Raw genomic sequence first — 16502 nt, forward strand, 5'->3', positions numbered from 1 at the left:
GGTCATTAGATGAACTGCTTGCGCAGGCGCTGGGAGAAGATGTCGATGACGCTCACCACCACGATGATCACCAGCAGCACCGAGCAGGTCTGGGTGAACTGGAAGGCGCGGATGTTTTCCCAGAGGATCACGCCGATCCCGCCGGCACCGACCATTCCCACCACCGTCGCCGAACGCACGTTGGATTCGAAGCGGTACAGCGCGTAGGAAATCCACAGCGGCATCACCTGCGGGATGACCCCGAAGATCACTTCCTGCAAGGCACTGGCGCCGGTGGCTCGAACGCCTTCGACCGGGCCTGGATCGATCGCTTCCACCGCTTCGGCGAACAGCTTGGCGAGCACGCCGGTGGTGCTGATCCACAGCGCCAGCACGCCGGCGAATGGGCCGAGGCCGACCGCCACCACGAAGAGCATGGCGAAGACCATTTCGTTGATCGAGCGGAACGAATCCATGACCCGGCGCAGCGGTTGATGAATCCACCACGGCGTGATGTTGTCGGCGCAAAGGATGCCCAGCGGCACCGAGCAGACGATCGCCAGCAGGGTGCCCCACAGGGCGATCTGCACGGTGACGATCATTTCCTTGAGGTACGCGCGCCATTCGTGGAAGTCGGGCGGGAAGAAGTCGGCGGCGAAGGTCGCCATGTTGCCGGAGTCGCGGTACAGGGCGAGCGGGTTCATTTCCGCGCCGTGCCAGGCCCAGGCCAGCATCGCCAGGAACAGGCCCCAGCCCAGGTATTGCGGCCAGCTGCGCTTGCCAGCGGCCTGGATGTAAGCAGCGTGAGTGGTCATAAAAAGTCCGGTTGCGATCGGGTGAGGCGTCATGACTGGCGCGCCGTGCCTGCACGGGGCTTACCCCCACAGGCAGGCGTGCCCCGTGCATCAACCCGCCTTGGCGGTGCCTTGTTTTTCCAGCTCGGAAATACGGTCCTGCAGCTTCGCCAAACCCGCGTCGATGTCTTTCAGGCGGGTGGCCTTTTCGTCGGCGCTGAGGGTGGTGCTGGCCGTGGTTTCGGTCTTCTGCTTGAACAGCTCGAGCTGGCGAATGGTCAGCAACTGGTCATCCGAGGACTTGAGGAACTTGCCCATCTGCATGTTCTTCAGCACGGCCTTTTCTTCGTCGGTGTCGCCGTAGTTGGCGAAGAAGTCGCGGATCTTGTTCTTCTCCGCGTCGGACATGCCCTTGCGCCAGACCATCGGGTCGGCCGGGATCAGCGGCGATTTCCAGATCACCTTGAGCATTGCGGCCTTGTCGGGCTGAGTGACTTCCAGACGGTCCCAGCTTTCGGTGTTGAAAGTGGCGACGTCCAGTTGCCCTTTGGCCACGCTGAGGGCGTTGACTTCGTGGCTGGAATTCAGCGTACGTTTGAAAGCGGTGGCGGCGTCGACGTGGTTCTGCGCGAACACGTAGTAGCCCGGCACCAGGTAGCCCGAGGTGGAATTCGGGTCGCCGTTGCCGAAGGTCAGTTCCTTGGCGTGCTTGAGCATGTCCTCGACCGAATTGATCGGGCTGTCCTTGCGCGCAATGATCACGCTCCAGTAGCCGGGCGCACCGTTGGCCGCAGCGGTCTGGGCGAAGATCTCGCCGCCGGAACGGTCCACCGCTTCCATGGCCGCCTTGTTGCCCAGCCAGGCCACGTCGACCTTGTTGAAACGCATGCCCTGAATCAGGCCGGCGTAGTCGGAGGCGAAGGTGGCGTTGACTTTAAGCCCGGTCTTTTTCGACATGTCGTCGAGGAACGGCTGCCACACGCTTTTCAGGTTCTGCGACGACTCGGTGGACATGATGCCGAAGTTGATGACGTTGTCATCGGCCTGCGCGTTGCCCAGCAGGCAACCGGCGACGACAGCGGCAGACGCGAACACGCGCCCGATACGGTTCAACATGGGAAACTCCCGGAGCTGGTTTTGGGTGTGGGGTTGGGTGTTGCCTGTTACCGGTGCCGCCACTGAGTCAGGCGCGAGCCATCATCAGTCGCGACGGTCGTTCGGTGTCCCGCGCGCTGCCGTCGAACATCAGGCTGGTGTCAGCGTCGGCGCCATACAGGTCGTTGAGAAACTGGCTGTTGAGCTCGGCGCCGTCGCCGTCGAAGTGAATGCGCCCGCCCTTGAGTGCCACGGCACGCGGGCAATAGCGCACGGCGTAATCCACTTGATGCAGGGTGACGACGACGGTCTTGCCGTCCCGGCGATTGATGTCGGCGAGGATTTCCATGACCTTGCGCGCGGACTCGGGGTCGAGGGAGGCAATGGGCTCGTCGGCGAGAATGACTTCGGCCTGCTGGGTCAGCGCGCGGGCGATGGCCACCCGCTGCTGCTGGCCGCCGGACAAGGTCGAGGCCCGCTGCGGCGCCAGATCGGCAAGGCCGACGCGGTCAAGGTTGGCCATGGCCCGGGCTTTCTCCTCGGCGTTGAACAGCCCCAGGCTGCCACGCCAGCGAGGCATACGCCCCAGACAGCCGAGCAGGACGTTGTCGAGGACGCTGAGTCGATTGACCAGATTGAACTGCTGAAAGATGTAGCCGATGTCAGCGCGCAGGCGGCGCACTTTGCCGTTCAGCCGGCCCGAAGCCTGCACTTCCCGGCCCAGTACCTGAACGCTGCCGCCGTTGCTGCGATCACAGCAGGCAAGGCCAGCCAGATGGCGCAACAGCGTGGATTTGCCGGAACCGGAAGCGCCGATCAGCGCGACCATTTCCCCGTGTTGTATAGACAATGCAAGGTCAACCAAAGCGGTCTTTCGGGCGAATGTCTTGTTCAAGCGGTCGACGTGGATGGCTGCGGTCATGGGCTTCTCTGGTGTTTGGATTCCAGCGTCCTGCCGGGGATGAATGATCAGCCGCACGACCGTCCTTGGCCGCGTTCGGTGCGAGTGACATTAGGGGCAGCCTGTGGCAGTTCCATGAATCGACGATGACGGCGGCGTTTCACTTCGGAGACGGTTTGATGCGGGATTTTTCGGGGGGTTTGTGGACATCACGAGGTTAAAGGGCGGTCTAGCGGCGGTGCGGGCTAGACAAGTTGGAGGGTTGTTGAGGATTCAGTGGAGGGGATTGCGGAAGGGCTGAAACAAATAATTCGTGCCGTTGGTCCATTGGCAGAATGCGATGCCGCTAGTGGGACCGGCTTTAGCCGGGAAAGCGTCGGATGTCACGTTGCGGAATTTAGGGTGTTCAGACTGGCCTCTTCCCGGCTGAAGCCGGTCCTACAAGAGCACCGCATCCCGTCAGTGAGACCTGTGACGCGGAGCGTCAGGGGATGCATTCCCACGCGGAGCGTAGGGAACGATCACCTCGTACCTAGTGGGACCGGCTTCAGCCGGGAAGCTTTTGATCTTGATTTGCTTTTGATCTTCATACGCAAAAGGCTCAGTCACCGCCAATCGCGACTTGGGTGCAGGCTGAACGGAGGTCTCGCGGAGTGGGCCGAGCCGCATGGATGCGGCGAGAGCTGCCCCCCGCCATGGATGGCGGATGGCAGCGGGCCCACGGAGCGAGACCGGAGTGAAGGAACCCTGAGGAACGAAGGGCCCAACCGAGAGCAGGCACTTTTGCTTACTTTTGGTGCTTTTCAAAAGTAAGTCGCCGAAGGCGAAACAGTCTGCCCCCAGGCAGACGCCCTTGATCTAGATCCGGAAAGTGCCGACCAGATGCTGCAGCCGTGCCGTCTGATGCTCCAGATGCGCACAAGCATCCAGAGTAGATTTCAGGTTATCGACGCCCTCCTGATTCAGCGTATTGATCTCCGTAATGTCGACATTGATCGACTCCACCACCGCCGTCTGCTCCTCGGTCGCGGTCGCCACCGACTGGTTCATGCCATCGATCTCACTGATCCGGCGGGTCACGCTATTGAGCCGTTCGCCCGCCTGATTGGCGATGGTCACACTATTCTCGCTCTGGCGCTGGCTCTCGGTCATGTTGATCACCGCATCGCGCGCGCCGACCTGCAACTCCTCGATCATGCCCTGCACCTGCTGCGCCGAATCCTGGGTGCGGTGGGCCAGATTCCTCACCTCGTCCGCCACCACCGCAAAACCACGCCCCGCTTCCCCTGCCCGCGCCGCTTCGATGGCGGCATTGAGCGCCAGCAGGTTGGTCTGCTGAGAAATACCGGTAATCACTTCCAGAATCTGCCCGATGTTGGCGGTCTTGTTGTTCAGCGTTTCAATGTTGGCGCACGACTCGCTGATCTTCTCCGACAGCTGATTCATCGCCGTGATGGTCTGGCTGACAACGCCCTGCCCTTCGCTGGCCAGTTGCGTGGCCTCGCTGGAATGCTGTGATGCCAGCGCGGCGTTCTGGGCGATTTCCTGAGCGGCGGCGCCGAGCTGGTTGATCGCGGCGGCCACACTGCTGGTGCGGCTGGTCTGCTGATCGGAATTGCCCATCGACGAGTTCGAGGCACCGACCACACGGGCCGCGACTTCACCCAGCTGCCCGGCGGTGGAGGCCACTTCGCGGATCGAGCCGTGAATACGCTCCACAAAACGGTTGAACGACTGCGCCAGCGCGCCAAACTCATCCTGGGACACGATGGCCAGACGCATGGTCAGGTCGCCTTCTCCGTCGGCGATGTCCTGCATCGCCCGGCCCATCTGGTGCAACGGCTGCATCAGCACGCGGATTAACAGGCCCAGCAGCACCATGATGATCGCCACAGCGATGACCATCGCGAAAATTGCCGAAGAGCGGAATTCGCTCAGCATCGAGTAGGCCGCGTCGCGGTCAAGCACCAGCGCCACGTACCAGTTCGCCGACGACAGCCCCTCCACCTTGGTAAACGAGATGATCTGCGCCTTGCCGCCGGACTCGATTTCCGCCACGCCCGGCGCGATGGTTGGCGCACCGCTCGGATAGGCTTCGCTGACGTTCTTGAGGATCAGCTTGCTGTCCGGGTGAATCAGAATCTTGCCGTCGGCGCTGACGATGTACGCATAACCGTGGCCGCCGAAGTTCAGCGAGTTGATGGTCTTGCTGATCGCGTCCAGAGAAATGTCCGCACCCGCGACGCCGATCATCTGCCCTTGCTGGCGGACCGGCGTGGCCAGTGTCACCACCAGCTTGCCCGACGAAGCTGCGATGTACGGCTCGGTGACGATAATGCCCTGCGCCGCGTCGGCCGCCTTGTACCAGCCACGGGCCCGCGGGTCATAGTCGGCCGGGCGATTGCCCGTCGGCACGGAGAACATCACGCCGTCCTTGCTGCCGAAATAACTGAGCTGGAAATTGTCCGGATACACCGGCAAACCGATCGCCCGCTGCAAGCTGCCCTGGGCCGGACCGTCGACCGCGATCTGCTGGGCCATGGAGTTGAGCAACTGCGTGCGGCTGTCGAGCCAGGTTTGAATGTTTTGCGTGGTCAGACTGCCCATCTGTTGAAGTTCGGAGGCGACGCTGTTCTTCAGGGTTTCGCGCTGGCGATAATCGTTCACCAGAATAAAACACGAGAAAGCAACTACCACGATGAGTGCAGCGGCCAGCAAGATCTTTTTGCTGAAACCCAGACGTTTGATCATATGCGTGTGTCCATAACAGAGATGACAGCGACAAGAGTGCGATGCCGATAGGTGCGCTGCGCTTTGCACGGGTGCTGCAGGAAAGAGAAGGCACGGCCTGAAAGATGTTTCGGCAGCGAACGCAGGGAATTTAGGGCCGGTTGTCGATGAAAGTTGAGTGCTGTTCTATGAGGGGAGAAATAGTTCAACTTCAATTCAATTGCGGGGCACTAGTTCAAATAGTGGATCCAATAAAGACCGTTAGTTATATAGGGCTTATATAGCCGAGCTAAATACTGGCAGGTTTAATAGCCAATCTGTTTGCGCAGCCAATTGCGACCGACTCCGACAGTAGGACCGGCTTCAGCCGAGAAGTTTTTGAGGGATCACACCCGATCGGTCATCGCTGCCATGGCCACGGAGGTGGCGGCGGTGCGGGTTTCGACGCCAAGTTTGATGTAAATGTGTTCCAGGTGTTTGTTCACCGTTCGCGGGCTCAGTTGCAGGATGTCGGCGATGTCTTTGTTGGTTTTGCCGCAGGACACCCAGCGCAGCACTTCGATTTCCCGGTCGGTGAGCTGGAAGCGGCGGGACAATTTGCCGTAGGCGGATTTGTCTTCGAACGTCACCGGCTGCGACGCCGTGCGGGCGGTTTGCAGGATGCGCGCGGTGCGCAAATGTGAAGCGACCCGGGCCAGCACTTCGGCGCACTCTATCGGTTTGGTGACATAGTCGATGGCGCCGGCCTCGAAACCCTGCACCACGTGCTCGCTGTCGGTCAGCGCGGTCATGAACAGCACGGGGATGTTGGCGGTGTCCGGTTGCGCCTTGATCTGGCGGCAGGTGTCGAAGCCGTTCAGGCCGGGCATCATCGCGTCCAGCAGAATCAGGTCCGGACGCCGACGCTGGATGCGGGTCAACGCACTGTGCCCGTCCAGCGCCACCAGCACCATGTACCCCGCCTCGTCCAGCGCATCGGACAGCAGCGCCAGGTTATCGGGTACGTCATCGACGATCAGGATGACGCCGTTTTCAGCGGCTCGGGTCATGGCGTCCATTAAGGGCTTCCTTCAATTGAAGACTGAGTTCATCCAGGCGAAAACCGGACGCCAGGGTTCGCAGGCGGGTGACAAAACCGGCGCTGTAGGTGTTCTCGCGCTCGATGGCGTCGAGTTTTTGTTGAATGCCACGGATGTAGCCCAGGCCGCTCAGTTCATACAGCTCTTCCAGATCCTCCCGCGACGGCAACACCCCCGGCGTCTGCACGAGCAACGGGGCGCTGCGCAAACGCCGCTGCCAGGTCAGTTGCAGATGATGCTGAATGCGGTCCAGCAGTTGCGGCAAATGCAGGGGTTTGGCCAGGTAGTCACTGCACACCTGCAGGCTGCGTTCCTTGTCATCGGCGAAGGCATTGGCGTTGGCCGACAGCACGATGATCGGCGCCAGGGACAGCGCGTTGCGGCGGATCATGCGACTGGTCGCCCAACCGTCCATGTCCGGCATGGACAGGTCCATCAGGATCAGGTCCGGGTGCAGCAACGACACCTGCCTGACCGCCTCTTGCCCGTTGGCCGCCTGCGCCACGTCAAAACCCAGCGGCATGAGCATGCCGCTGATGACCTTGCGGTGCTCGATGTGATCGTCCACCACCAGAATCAACCGCCGCGGACCGTCGTAACCGATGACGTCGTGGTTGACGTCGATGATCGCCTTGGGCACCCGCACTTCGGACAGGAACAGCCGCACCTGAAACCGCGTCCCTTCCTCGGGCTGGCTGCTGACGGACAGGGCGCCGCCCATCAACGCCGTGAGCATCCGCGTGATGGTCAGCCCCAGCCCCACGCCGTTGTCTTGCCGTACCAGGCCGCCCCGTTCGAACGGCTGGAAAATCCGTTCGATCTGTTCCGGCGCGATGCCGATCCCGGTGTCGATGATGTCGAAGGTCGCTGTTTCGCGCCGGTAACTGACCCGCAGGCAGACTTCTCCGCTGTCCGTGAAGTTGATCGCGTTGCCCAGCAGGTTGATCAGAATCTGCCGCACCCGCTTCTCGTCGCCGCGCACCACTTCCGGCATGCGCCCGATCAGCTCCAGGCGAAAGTGCAGGCCTTTCTCCCGGGCCGTGCTGGCGAACATTTTCTCCAGATCGTCGAGAAACTCCTGAAACAGGATTTCCGTCGGCTCCAGCCGCAGCTTGCCGGCTTCGATCTTGGCCACGTCCAGCAGACCGTCGATCAGCGACAGCAAATGCGAACTGCTGCGCATGATGGTCGCCAGGGAATCGAGGTGTTTACTCGGGGTGGCGACGTCCCGCTGCAAGATCTGGGTGAAACCGAGAATGCTGTTGAGCGGCGTGCGCAGCTCGTGGGAAAGCCCGGTGACGTAGCGACTCTTGGCGGCGTTGGCGGCCTCCGAAGCTTCCTTGGCCTCCTGCAGCGCCTGATCGGTTTTGTGGTGCGCCTCGATTTCCTGCATCAGCAACGCTGTCTGCCGCTCGGATTCTTCCAGGGCCACGCGCCGGCTCTCACGGGTCAGCACCACCCACCAGGCCAGTACGCCGGCGAACACGCAAAAGGTCAGGAACGCTTTGAGAAACGCCAGCATCAGGGTGTGATGCACCTGCGGTGATTGATCGATCAGCCCATGTGAGACCTGGCTGTAAATCATCGTCAGCGCCCCGGTCAGGGTCAGCACCAACACGGTGAGCAGGCCCAGATAGTGCGCCAGCCGGGTGTGCAGGTACTGGCGCGGCAAGCGGGGCAGCAGGCGGCCGATCAGGTCCTCGAATTGCATCGACAGCCGCGAGCGGGTTTTGCATTGATCGCCGCAGCGGGCGTCCAGCGAACAGCACAACGAGCAGATGGGCGAACCGTACGCCGGGCACCAGGCCATGTCCGGGGTTTCGAAACGGTTGCTGCACACGCCGCAGCGCAGGCTGGTCTGGCGGCCGAGGGGGAACAGCAGACCGGGGTCGCTCTCCCGGGCGATGTAGTAACGGCCTTTGGTCAGCCAGGCGATCAACGGCGCCGCGATCAGGGCGCTGGTCAGGGAAATCAGCGGCGGCGCAGCCCGCGCCACCTCCCCCAGCGCACCGAAATGGGCACACATCGACAACAATGAGGCAATGAACATCGCGCCGACGCCCACCGGGTTGATGTCGTAGAGGTGCGCGCGTTTGAATTCAATGTACTTGGGCGAGAGGCCAAGGGGCTTGTTGATCACCAGATCAGCGACGAGCGCGCCAATCCAGGCGATGGCGACGTTGGCGTACAGCCCGAGCACTTCCTCGATGGCGTCGAACACGCCCAGTTCCATGAGGATCAGCGCGATAGCGACGTTGAACACCAGCCAGACCACCCGGCCCGGATGGCTGTGGGTGACCCGGGCAAAGAAGTTCGACCAGGCCAGGGACCCGGCGTAGGCGTTGGTCATGTTGATCTTGATCTGGGAAATGATCACGAACAGCACCATGGCCGCCAGCGCCCATTCCGGCGAGGCAAACACATCATTGAACGCCACCAGGTACATCTGCGTCGGCTCGGCCGCGCGCTCGATGGGCACTTGATGTTGCAGGGCGAGGAAGGCGAGAAAGGCGCCGGCCATGATTTTCAGGCCGCCAGGGATGACCCAGCCGGGCCCGGCCATCAGCACCGCGGCCCACCAGCGCTTGCGGTTGCGGCGGGTTTTCTCCGGCATGAACCGCAGGTAATCCACCTGCTCGCCGATCTGCGTCACCAGGGACAACGCCACGCTGAACGCGGCACCGAACAGCAGCAGATTGAACGTGCCGCCCTCGCCCTCCCGGCCGGCAAAGGTGGTGAGGTCGGACAGGGCGTCGGGGTTTTTCCAGATCACGAACACGTAGGGCACGATCAGTAACGTCAGCCACAACGGTTGCGACCACATTTGCAGGCGACTGATCAGGGTGATGCCGTAGGCCACCAGCGGGATGACGATGATCGAGCAAATCACGTACGCCAGCGCCAGCGGAATGTGGGTGTACAGCTCCAGCGCCAGCGCCATGATGGCCGCTTCCAGGGCGAAGAACAGGAAGGTGAAACTGGCGTAGATCAACGAGGTGATGGTCGAGCCGATGTAGCCGAAGCCGGCGCCACGGGTCAGCAGGTCCATGTCCACGCCATAGCGCGCGGCGTAGTAGCTGATGGGCAGCCCGGTGAGAAAGATCACCACCGTCATGGCGATGATGGCCCATAAGGTGTTGGTGAAGCCGTAGCTCATCACCAGCGCGCCGCCAATGGCTTCCAGTGCCAGGAACGACACGGCCCCGACAGCCGTGTTGGCGATGCGGAATTCCGACCATTTGCGGAAAGACTTGGGCGTGAAACGCAACGCGTAGTCTTCCATGGTCTCGTCGGCGACCAGACGATTGTAATCGCGGCGCACCTTGATGATGCGTTGAGAGCCGGAGGGTCGCACTGAGGGGTTCCTGATGAGAGAGAGCGAATTCGCCACTCACCGTCCTTGCTGGCGCGAAACTGAGAACTGTGTTCAAACAGCAACTTCTGTGCCGCGGGCGCAATCATGCCTCGGTCCGGCGTTCCCGGCCCTACGTCAAATGACGTACGCGCATACGTCACGCTGCGTATACCTCGATTCCCGCGCCCGCCTCATCCTTGCTCGCAGCTCGCGACGGCCCCTCACCCGGCCGCCGCGAATCACCAGCACAGGAGCGGGAACATGGATTCACGACTGACAGGCCCCACGCGCTTTTTCCCCCGACGCCTGGCATTGGGGGCGGCAGCCCTTTCGCTGATCGCCGCCAGCGTGTTCAGCCAGATGACCCTGGCCGACGACGTCAACACCACCGGCCTGGCCGTCACGCCGACCGAAGTGACCGTCGGCCAGCTGCACTCGGCCACCGGCACCATGGCGATCTCCGAAACCGGTTCGATCCAGGCCGAACGCCTGGCCATCGACCAGATCAACGCGTCGGGCGGCATCCTCGGTCGCCAGATCAAAATCGTGCAGGAAGACGGCGCGTCCGACTGGCCGACCTTCGCCGAGAAAGCCCGCAAGCTGCTGGTCAACGACAAGGTGGCCACGGTGTTCGGCTGCTGGACATCGGCGTCGCGTAAAGCGGTGTTGCCGGTGTTCGAGAAAGAAAACGGCCTGTTGTACTACCCGACCTTCTACGAAGGGCTGGAACAGTCGAAAAACGTGATCTACACCGGGCAGGAAGCCACCCAGCAGATCCTTGCCAGCCTGGACTGGATCGCCAAGACCAAGGGCGCCAAGACCTTTTACCTGATCGGTTCGGATTACATCTGGCCGCGCACCTCGATGAAGATCGCCCGCAAGCACATCGAGAACGTGCTCCACGGCACGGTCGTCGGCGAAGACTACTACCCGCTGGGCAATACCCAGTTCGGCTCGCTGATCAACAAAGTCAAATTGAAGAAACCTGACGTGGTGTTCGCCGCAGTCGTGGGCGGCTCCAACGTGGCGTTCTACAAGCAGCTCAAAGCCGCGGGCGTCGATTCAACCAAGCAGACGCTGTTGACCCTCTCGGTCACCGAAGACGAACTGCTGGGCATTGGCGGCGAGAACATGAAGGGCTTCTACGCGTCGATGAAGTACTTCCAGAGCCTGGATAACCCCAACAACAAAGCGTTCGTCGAGGCGTTCAAGGCCAAGTACGGCAAGGATTCGGTGATGGGCGACGTGACCCAGGCCGCCTACCTCGGTCCGTGGTTGTGGAAAGCCGCGGTCGAGAAAGCCGGCAGCTTCGACGTCGACAAAGTGGTGGCGGCGTCCCCGGGCATCGAGCTGAAAACCGCGCCCGAAGGCTACGTGAAGATTCACGAAAACCACCACCTGTGGAGCAAGACCCGCATCGGTGAAGTCCAGGCCGACGGCCAGTTCAAGGTGGTTTACGAGTCGGAATTGATTGAGCCGAATCCATTTCCGAAGGGTTACCAGTAATTGCTGCTGACATGGCGCGCTGATCGTTCCCACGCTCTGCGTGGGAATGCCGGTCCGGCCGCTCTGCGGCCATGCAGGACGCGGAGCGTCCGGGGATGCGTTACCACGCAGAGCGTGGGAACGATCAGGCGCCCCTCTACCTTTCACCTCGGAGACCATCATCATGGAATGGCTATCGGAATTTGGTGCCATCGCGGCCATGCAGGGGTTCAACGGGCTTTCCGTGTTCTGCGTGCTGTTGTTGATGGCCCTGGGGCTGGCGATCATTTTTGGTCAGATGGGCGTGATCAACATGGCCCACGGTGAATTCCTCACCATCGGCGCCTACACCACTTACCTGCTGTCGACCCTGGTGCAGACCTATTGGCCGTGGATGCAGCCGTACTATTTCTTCTTTGCCATCGCGTTGTCGTTCGTGGTGGCCGGTGCCGTGGGTTGGGTGGTGGAGTGGGTGATGATCAGTCGCCTCTACCACCGACCGCTCGACACCCTGCTGGCGACATGGGGCCTGTCCCTGGTGATGCAGCAAGCGTTCCGTTCCATCTTCGGCGCCCGTGAAGTCAGCGCCAACCCGCCCGAATGGCTGATGGGCGCGGTCAACCTCACCGAATCCATCGAAATCCCGCGCAACGGCCTGTTCGTCATGGGCCTGACCGTGCTGATGACCGGCGGGATTTTTCTCATGCTGTACCGCAGCCGCTGGGGGTTGCACGTCCGCGCCACGGTGCAGAACCGCATCATGAGCCGAGCGGTGGGCATCAATACCCGCAAGGTCGACCGCATGACCTTCGCCCTGGGCTGCGGCGTTGCCGGGGTCGCGGGGGCGGCGTTCACCACCATCGGTTCCACCGGCCCCACCGCCGGCTCCCTGTACATCGTCGACACCTTTCTGGTGGTGGTTTTCGGCGGCGCGGCCAGCCTGTTCGGCACCATTGCCTCGGCGTTCGCCATTGCCCAGACCCAGTCCCTGTCGGAATTTTTCATGAGTGGCTCGATGGCCAAGGTCCTGACCCTGTCCATTGTGATCCTGATCCTGTTGATGCGCCCTCAGGGGTTGTTTGCCAGCAAGGTTCGTAAATAAGTGTGCGCCAGAGAGGTAGCCCCATGAACGCGCTAAACAAGATGCTCGGCGGACGCCAGGGCGTGGTCGGCCTGCTGATCCTCGCGGCCCTGATCCTGGTGGTCTTCCCCCTGACTCTGGACGCCTTTCGCCTGAACATGGTCGGCAAATACCTGACCTACGCGTTCGTCGCCGTGGGCCTGGTGTTGTGCTGGGGGTACGGCGGCATTCTCAGCCTGGGGCAAGGGGTGTTTTTCGGCCTGGGCGGCTACTGCATGGCGATGTTTCTCAAGCTGGAAGCATCTGATCCGGAGAGCACGAAAATCCAGTCGACTCCGGGCATTCCGGACTTCATGGACTGGAACCAGATCACCGAACTGCCGTGGCTGTGGGTGCCGTTTCACAGTTTCACGTTCACGGTGATGGCGGTCATCGTGTTGCCGGTGCTGCTGGCGTTGATCATTGGCGTCGCGCTGTTCAGACGCCGGGTGGGCGATGTGTATTTTTCCATCGTCACCCAGGCCATCGCGTTGATCCTCACGGTGCTGATCATCGGCCAGCAAGGCCTGACCGGCGGGATCAACGGCATCACCGATCTCAAGACCCTGCTGGGGTGGGACATCCGCAGCGACAGCGCCAAACTGCTGTTGTACTTCATCAACGCAGGCCTGCTGTTCGCCTGCATCCTGTTCGGCAAATTCATCCTCCATTCCAAACTCGGCCGGCTGCTGATGGCCATGCGCGACAAGGAAGAGCGGGTGCGGTTTTCCGGTTACGACGTGGCGGCGTTCAAGGTCTTCGTGTACTGCGTCGCGGCGTGTTTCTCGGCCATCGGCGGGGCCATGTTCGCCTTGCAGGTGGGGTTCATGTCGCCCTCGTTCGTGGGCATCGTGCCGTCCATCGAGATGGTGATCTTCGCCGCCGTCGGTGGGCGCATGTCGCTGCTGGGCGCCGTGTACGGCTCGCTGCTGGTGAACTACGGCAAGACCTATTTCTCCGAGTCGTTCCCCGAATTGTGGCTGTACCTCATGGGCGGGCTGTTCATCGCTGTGGTCATGTATTTCCCCAACGGCCTGGCCGGTTTGTGGGAGAGCCACGGGCGCAAATGGTTGGCGGGCTTCACGCGCAAGCCGGCACCGGTGATTGCCTCCCCGGCCCCGGTCATCACGCCACCCCCCGCCCCCGCTGACAAGAAAGCCGCCAGCCCGCTGGAGATTCAGCCATGACCCGCCCGACAGGCTTTCAGATGAACAAACCGGTCCTGGCCATTGAGGGCCTGACCGTGTCCTTCGACGGTTTCAAGGCGGTGGATGACCTCAACCTGTACATCGACCGCAACGAAGTGCGGGTGGTCATCGGCCCCAACGGCGCGGGGAAGACCACGGTGCTCGACCTGATCTGCGGCAAGACCCGGGCCACGGGCGGCAGCATCCAGTTCAAGGACCGCGAGCTGACCACCATGAACGAGTACGACATCGTCCGTGCCGGGGTCGGGCGCAAGTTCCAGACGCCGTCGATCTACGACAACCTGAGCGTGTTCGAGAACCTGGAGATGTCGTTTCCGGCGGGGCGCTCGGTGTTCGGCGCGCTGTTCTTCAAGCGCACCCAAGAGGTGCTGGACCGGGTCAATCAAGTGGCCGCCGACATCTTCCTCGGTGACAGGCTGCAGCAGCAGGCGGGCCTGTTATCCCACGGCCAGAAGCAGTGGCTGGAGATCGGCATGTTGCTGATGCAGGACCCGGAACTGCTGATGCTCGACGAGCCGGTGGCGGGCATGAGCGTCAGCGAGCGGGCGCAAACCGCCGACCTGTTGAATCGCATCAGCCAGGGCCGCTCGGTGCTGGTGATCGAGCACGACATGGAGTTCGTCAAGAGCATCGCCCACAAGGTCACCGTGCTGCATCAGGGCAAGGTGCTGGCCGAAGGCAGCATGGAGTCGGTGCAGAACAACCCGAAAGTCATCGAAGTCTATCTGGGCCATTGAGGAGCGCAGCATGTTCAACATTCAGCAGCTGGCGTGTGGTTATGGCCAGAGTCAGGTCCTCCACGACCTGAGCCTCTCGGTGCAGAAACAGGAAATCGTCGCGGTGATGGGCCGCAACGGCATGGGCAAGACCACGCTGTTCAAAAGCCTGATGGGCATCCTGCCGCAATGGGGCGGCCAGGTTCAGCTGGACGGCGTGGACGTGTCCGCCATGGAAACCCACAACCGTGTCGCCGAGGGCATGGCCTACGTGCCACAGGGGCGGATGATTTTTCCGTCGATGAGCGTGCTGGAAAACATCCAGACCGGCCTCCCCGCCTCGGCCGGCGGCAAGGTCCCGGAAGACCTGTACGCGCTGTTCCCGGTGCTGTTCGACATGCGCGGCCGACGCGGGGGCAACCTGTCCGGCGGCCAGCAACAGCAGTTGGCCATCGCCCGGGCCCTGGCGACCAATCCCAAGGTGTTGTTGCTCGACGAGCCCACCGAAGGCATCCAGCCGTCGATCATCAAGGACATCGCCCGCAGCCTCAAAGAGATCCGCACCCTGCGCAACCTGACGATCATCGTCTCGGAGCAGGTGCTGTCCTTCACCCTGGAAATCGCCGACCGCTTGCTGGTGATCGAGAAAGGCCGCTTCGTCATCGAAGAAACCCGGGCCAATGTCGATGAAGCGACGATCAGTCGGTATTTGTCGGTGTAGCAAGGCCCGGAGACATGCAGCGTCATTAGCACCTACCGAGAACCCAAGGAGAACCCCCCATGACCGATACCTTGATCAAAGTCGACCTCAACCAGCCTGTCACCGAAAACGAGCAGATCCACAACCGCTGGCACCCGGACATCCCGATGGCCTGCTGGGTCAAGCCGGGGGATGATTTCATCCTCGAAACCTACGACTGGACCGCTGGCGCGATCAAGAACGACGACGATGCCAGCGACGTGCGCGACGTCGACCTGACCACCGTGCATTACCTGTCCGGGCCGGTCGGTGTGCATGGCGCCCAGCCCGGCGACCTGCTGGTGGTGGAGCTGCTGGACATCGGCGCCCGAGCCGATTCGCAGTGGGGCTTCAACGGCTTCTTTTCCAAACAGAACGGCGGCGGCTTCCTCACCGAGCATTTCCCCCTGGCGCAGAAATCCATCTGGGATTTCAAAGGGATGATGACCAGCTCCCGGCACATCCCCGGCGTCGAGTTCGCAGGCTTGATTCACCCCGGCCTGATCGGCTGTCTGCCGGACCACAAGATGCTCGCCGAATGGAACCGCCGCGAACAGGAACTGATCGACACCGACCCGGACCGCGTCCCGGCCCTGGCCTGTCCGCCCTGCGCCGGGACGGCGCACCTGGGCAAACTCAAAGGCCCGGCCCGCGACCTGGCCGCCGCCACGGGCGCACGCACCGTGCCGCCCCGTGAGCACGGCGGCAACTGCGACATCAAGGATTTGTCCCGGGGCTCGAAAGTGTTCTTCCCGGTCTACGTCGACGGCGCGGGTCTGTCCGTGGGCGACCTGCACTTCAGCCAGGGCGACGGCGAAATCACTTTCTGCGGCGCCATCGAAATGGCCGGCTGGGTGCACATGCGCGTCGAGCTGATCAAGGACGGCATGGCCAAGTACGGGATCAAAAACCCGGTCTTCAAGCCCAGCCCCATCGTGCCGAACTACAACAACTACCTGATCTTCGAAGGCATCTCGGTCGACGAAGCCGGCCAGCAGCACTACCTGGACGTCAACGTCGCCTACCGCCAGGCGTGCCTGAACGCGATCAACTACATGACCAAGTTCGGTTACTCCCCGGCCCAGGGTTATTCGCTGTTGGGCTCGGCACCGGTGCAGGGTCACATCAGCGGCGTGGTCGACATCCCCAACGCGTGCGCCACCTTGTGGCTGCCGACCGAGATCTTCAAATTCGACATCAACCCCAACGCCAATGGCCCGACGAAATTCATCGACGGCACCGTGGACTTGCCGATCGCGCAGGATAAATAACGCCGGGCTGACTCCCGACCTGCATGCGCG

General features: G+C 62.0%; 12 protein-coding genes and 1 pseudogene. 6 read left to right on the top strand and 7 right to left on the bottom strand.

Translation table 11 applies throughout. The features are described from left to right. Window positions 1-5: 5 nt before the first annotated feature. From phnE to AC07RO_RS06240, 7 genes and pseudogenes are all read right to left on the bottom strand, one after another. Window positions 6-794 carry a phosphonate ABC transporter, permease protein PhnE gene (gene phnE / locus AC07RO_RS06210; RefSeq protein ID WP_495085571.1) on the bottom strand — a complete coding sequence of 263 codons (789 nt, stop codon included), beginning with the start codon at window positions 792-794 and terminating at the stop codon, window positions 6-8. A 90-nt stretch (window positions 795-884) separates the two neighbouring features. Next, window positions 885-1889, bottom strand: a complete 1005-nt coding sequence (phnD, locus tag AC07RO_RS06215) for a phosphonate ABC transporter substrate-binding protein (protein ID WP_282370651.1) — start codon at window positions 1887-1889, stop codon at window positions 885-887. A gap of 67 nt (window positions 1890-1956) precedes the next feature. After that, on the bottom strand, window positions 1957-2790 hold the full coding sequence (phnC, locus tag AC07RO_RS06220; protein WP_495085572.1) for a phosphonate ABC transporter ATP-binding protein: 834 nt from the start codon (window positions 2788-2790) through the stop codon (window positions 1957-1959). Between the two features lie 837 nt (window positions 2791-3627). Then, the gene (locus AC07RO_RS06225) at window positions 3628-4392 is read right to left on the bottom strand and encodes a methyl-accepting chemotaxis protein (protein WP_407073227.1); all 765 of its coding nucleotides are present in this window, start codon (window positions 4390-4392) and stop codon (window positions 3628-3630) included. A 93-nt stretch (window positions 4393-4485) separates the two neighbouring features. Then, window positions 4486-5520 (bottom strand): annotated as a pseudogene (locus AC07RO_RS06230) (HAMP domain-containing protein); the annotation flags it as partial. 365 nt (window positions 5521-5885) lie between these two features. After that, window positions 5886-6557 (bottom strand): response regulator, encoded by a 672-nt coding sequence (locus AC07RO_RS06235; protein WP_192172203.1) that lies wholly within the window; start codon window positions 6555-6557, stop codon window positions 5886-5888. After that, window positions 6532-9933 (bottom strand): ATP-binding protein, encoded by a 3402-nt coding sequence (locus AC07RO_RS06240; RefSeq protein ID WP_495085573.1) that lies wholly within the window; start codon window positions 9931-9933, stop codon window positions 6532-6534. The genes AC07RO_RS06235 and AC07RO_RS06240 overlap by 26 nt, the downstream gene beginning before the upstream one ends. 261 nt (window positions 9934-10194) lie before the next feature. On the opposite strand from AC07RO_RS06240, the gene urtA reads away from it, so the two are divergent. From urtA to fmdA, 6 genes are all read left to right on the top strand, one after another. Next, a complete protein-coding gene (gene urtA / locus AC07RO_RS06245) occupies window positions 10195-11439 on the top strand; it encodes an urea ABC transporter substrate-binding protein (RefSeq protein ID WP_495085574.1) in 1245 nt (414 codons plus the stop codon). 163 nt (window positions 11440-11602) lie between these two features. Continuing rightward, a complete protein-coding gene (gene urtB, locus AC07RO_RS06250) occupies window positions 11603-12520 on the top strand; it encodes an urea ABC transporter permease subunit UrtB (protein WP_423571535.1) in 918 nt (305 codons plus the stop codon). A gap of 23 nt (window positions 12521-12543) precedes the next feature. Then, window positions 12544-13725, top strand: a complete 1182-nt coding sequence (urtC, locus tag AC07RO_RS06255) for an urea ABC transporter permease subunit UrtC (protein WP_495009791.1) — start codon at window positions 12544-12546, stop codon at window positions 13723-13725. Then, the gene (gene urtD / locus AC07RO_RS06260) at window positions 13722-14483 is read left to right on the top strand and encodes an urea ABC transporter ATP-binding protein UrtD (RefSeq protein WP_192172207.1); all 762 of its coding nucleotides are present in this window, start codon (window positions 13722-13724) and stop codon (window positions 14481-14483) included. Before urtC ends, urtD begins: the two co-directional genes overlap by 4 nt. A gap of 10 nt (window positions 14484-14493) precedes the next feature. Then, window positions 14494-15183 carry an urea ABC transporter ATP-binding subunit UrtE gene (gene urtE, locus AC07RO_RS06265; RefSeq protein WP_282370635.1) on the top strand — a complete coding sequence of 230 codons (690 nt, stop codon included), beginning with the start codon at window positions 14494-14496 and terminating at the stop codon, window positions 15181-15183. Window positions 15184-15242: 59 nt separating this feature from the next. After that, window positions 15243-16472, top strand: coding sequence for a formamidase (gene fmdA, locus AC07RO_RS06270; RefSeq protein ID WP_495085575.1), 1230 nt, complete (start codon window positions 15243-15245; stop codon window positions 16470-16472). Window positions 16473-16502: the final 30 nt, after the last annotated feature.

This window comes from Pseudomonas sp. GW821-FHT07F05, assembly GCF_059418765.1.

Coding starts and splice junctions, on each gene's coding strand:
- phnC (WP_495085572.1), bottom strand. CDS start 2,790: ATGACCGCAGCCATCCACGTCGACCGCTTGAACAAGACATTCGCCCGA.
- AC07RO_RS06235 (WP_192172203.1), bottom strand. CDS start 6,557: ATGGACGCCATGACCCGAGCCGCTGAAAACGGCGTCATCCTGATCGTC.
- urtB (WP_423571535.1), top strand. CDS start 11,603: ATGGAATGGCTATCGGAATTTGGTGCCATCGCGGCCATGCAGGGGTTC.
- urtA (WP_495085574.1), top strand. CDS start 10,195: ATGGATTCACGACTGACAGGCCCCACGCGCTTTTTCCCCCGACGCCTG.
- urtC (WP_495009791.1), top strand. CDS start 12,544: ATGAACGCGCTAAACAAGATGCTCGGCGGACGCCAGGGCGTGGTCGGC.
- phnD (WP_282370651.1), bottom strand. CDS start 1,889: ATGTTGAACCGTATCGGGCGCGTGTTCGCGTCTGCCGCTGTCGTCGCC.
- AC07RO_RS06225 (WP_407073227.1), bottom strand. CDS start 4,392: ATGGGCAATTCCGATCAGCAGACCAGCCGCACCAGCAGTGTGGCCGCC.
- urtD (WP_192172207.1), top strand. CDS start 13,722: ATGACCCGCCCGACAGGCTTTCAGATGAACAAACCGGTCCTGGCCATT.
- phnE (WP_495085571.1), bottom strand. CDS start 794: ATGACCACTCACGCTGCTTACATCCAGGCCGCTGGCAAGCGCAGCTGG.
- fmdA (WP_495085575.1), top strand. CDS start 15,243: ATGACCGATACCTTGATCAAAGTCGACCTCAACCAGCCTGTCACCGAA.
- urtE (WP_282370635.1), top strand. CDS start 14,494: ATGTTCAACATTCAGCAGCTGGCGTGTGGTTATGGCCAGAGTCAGGTC.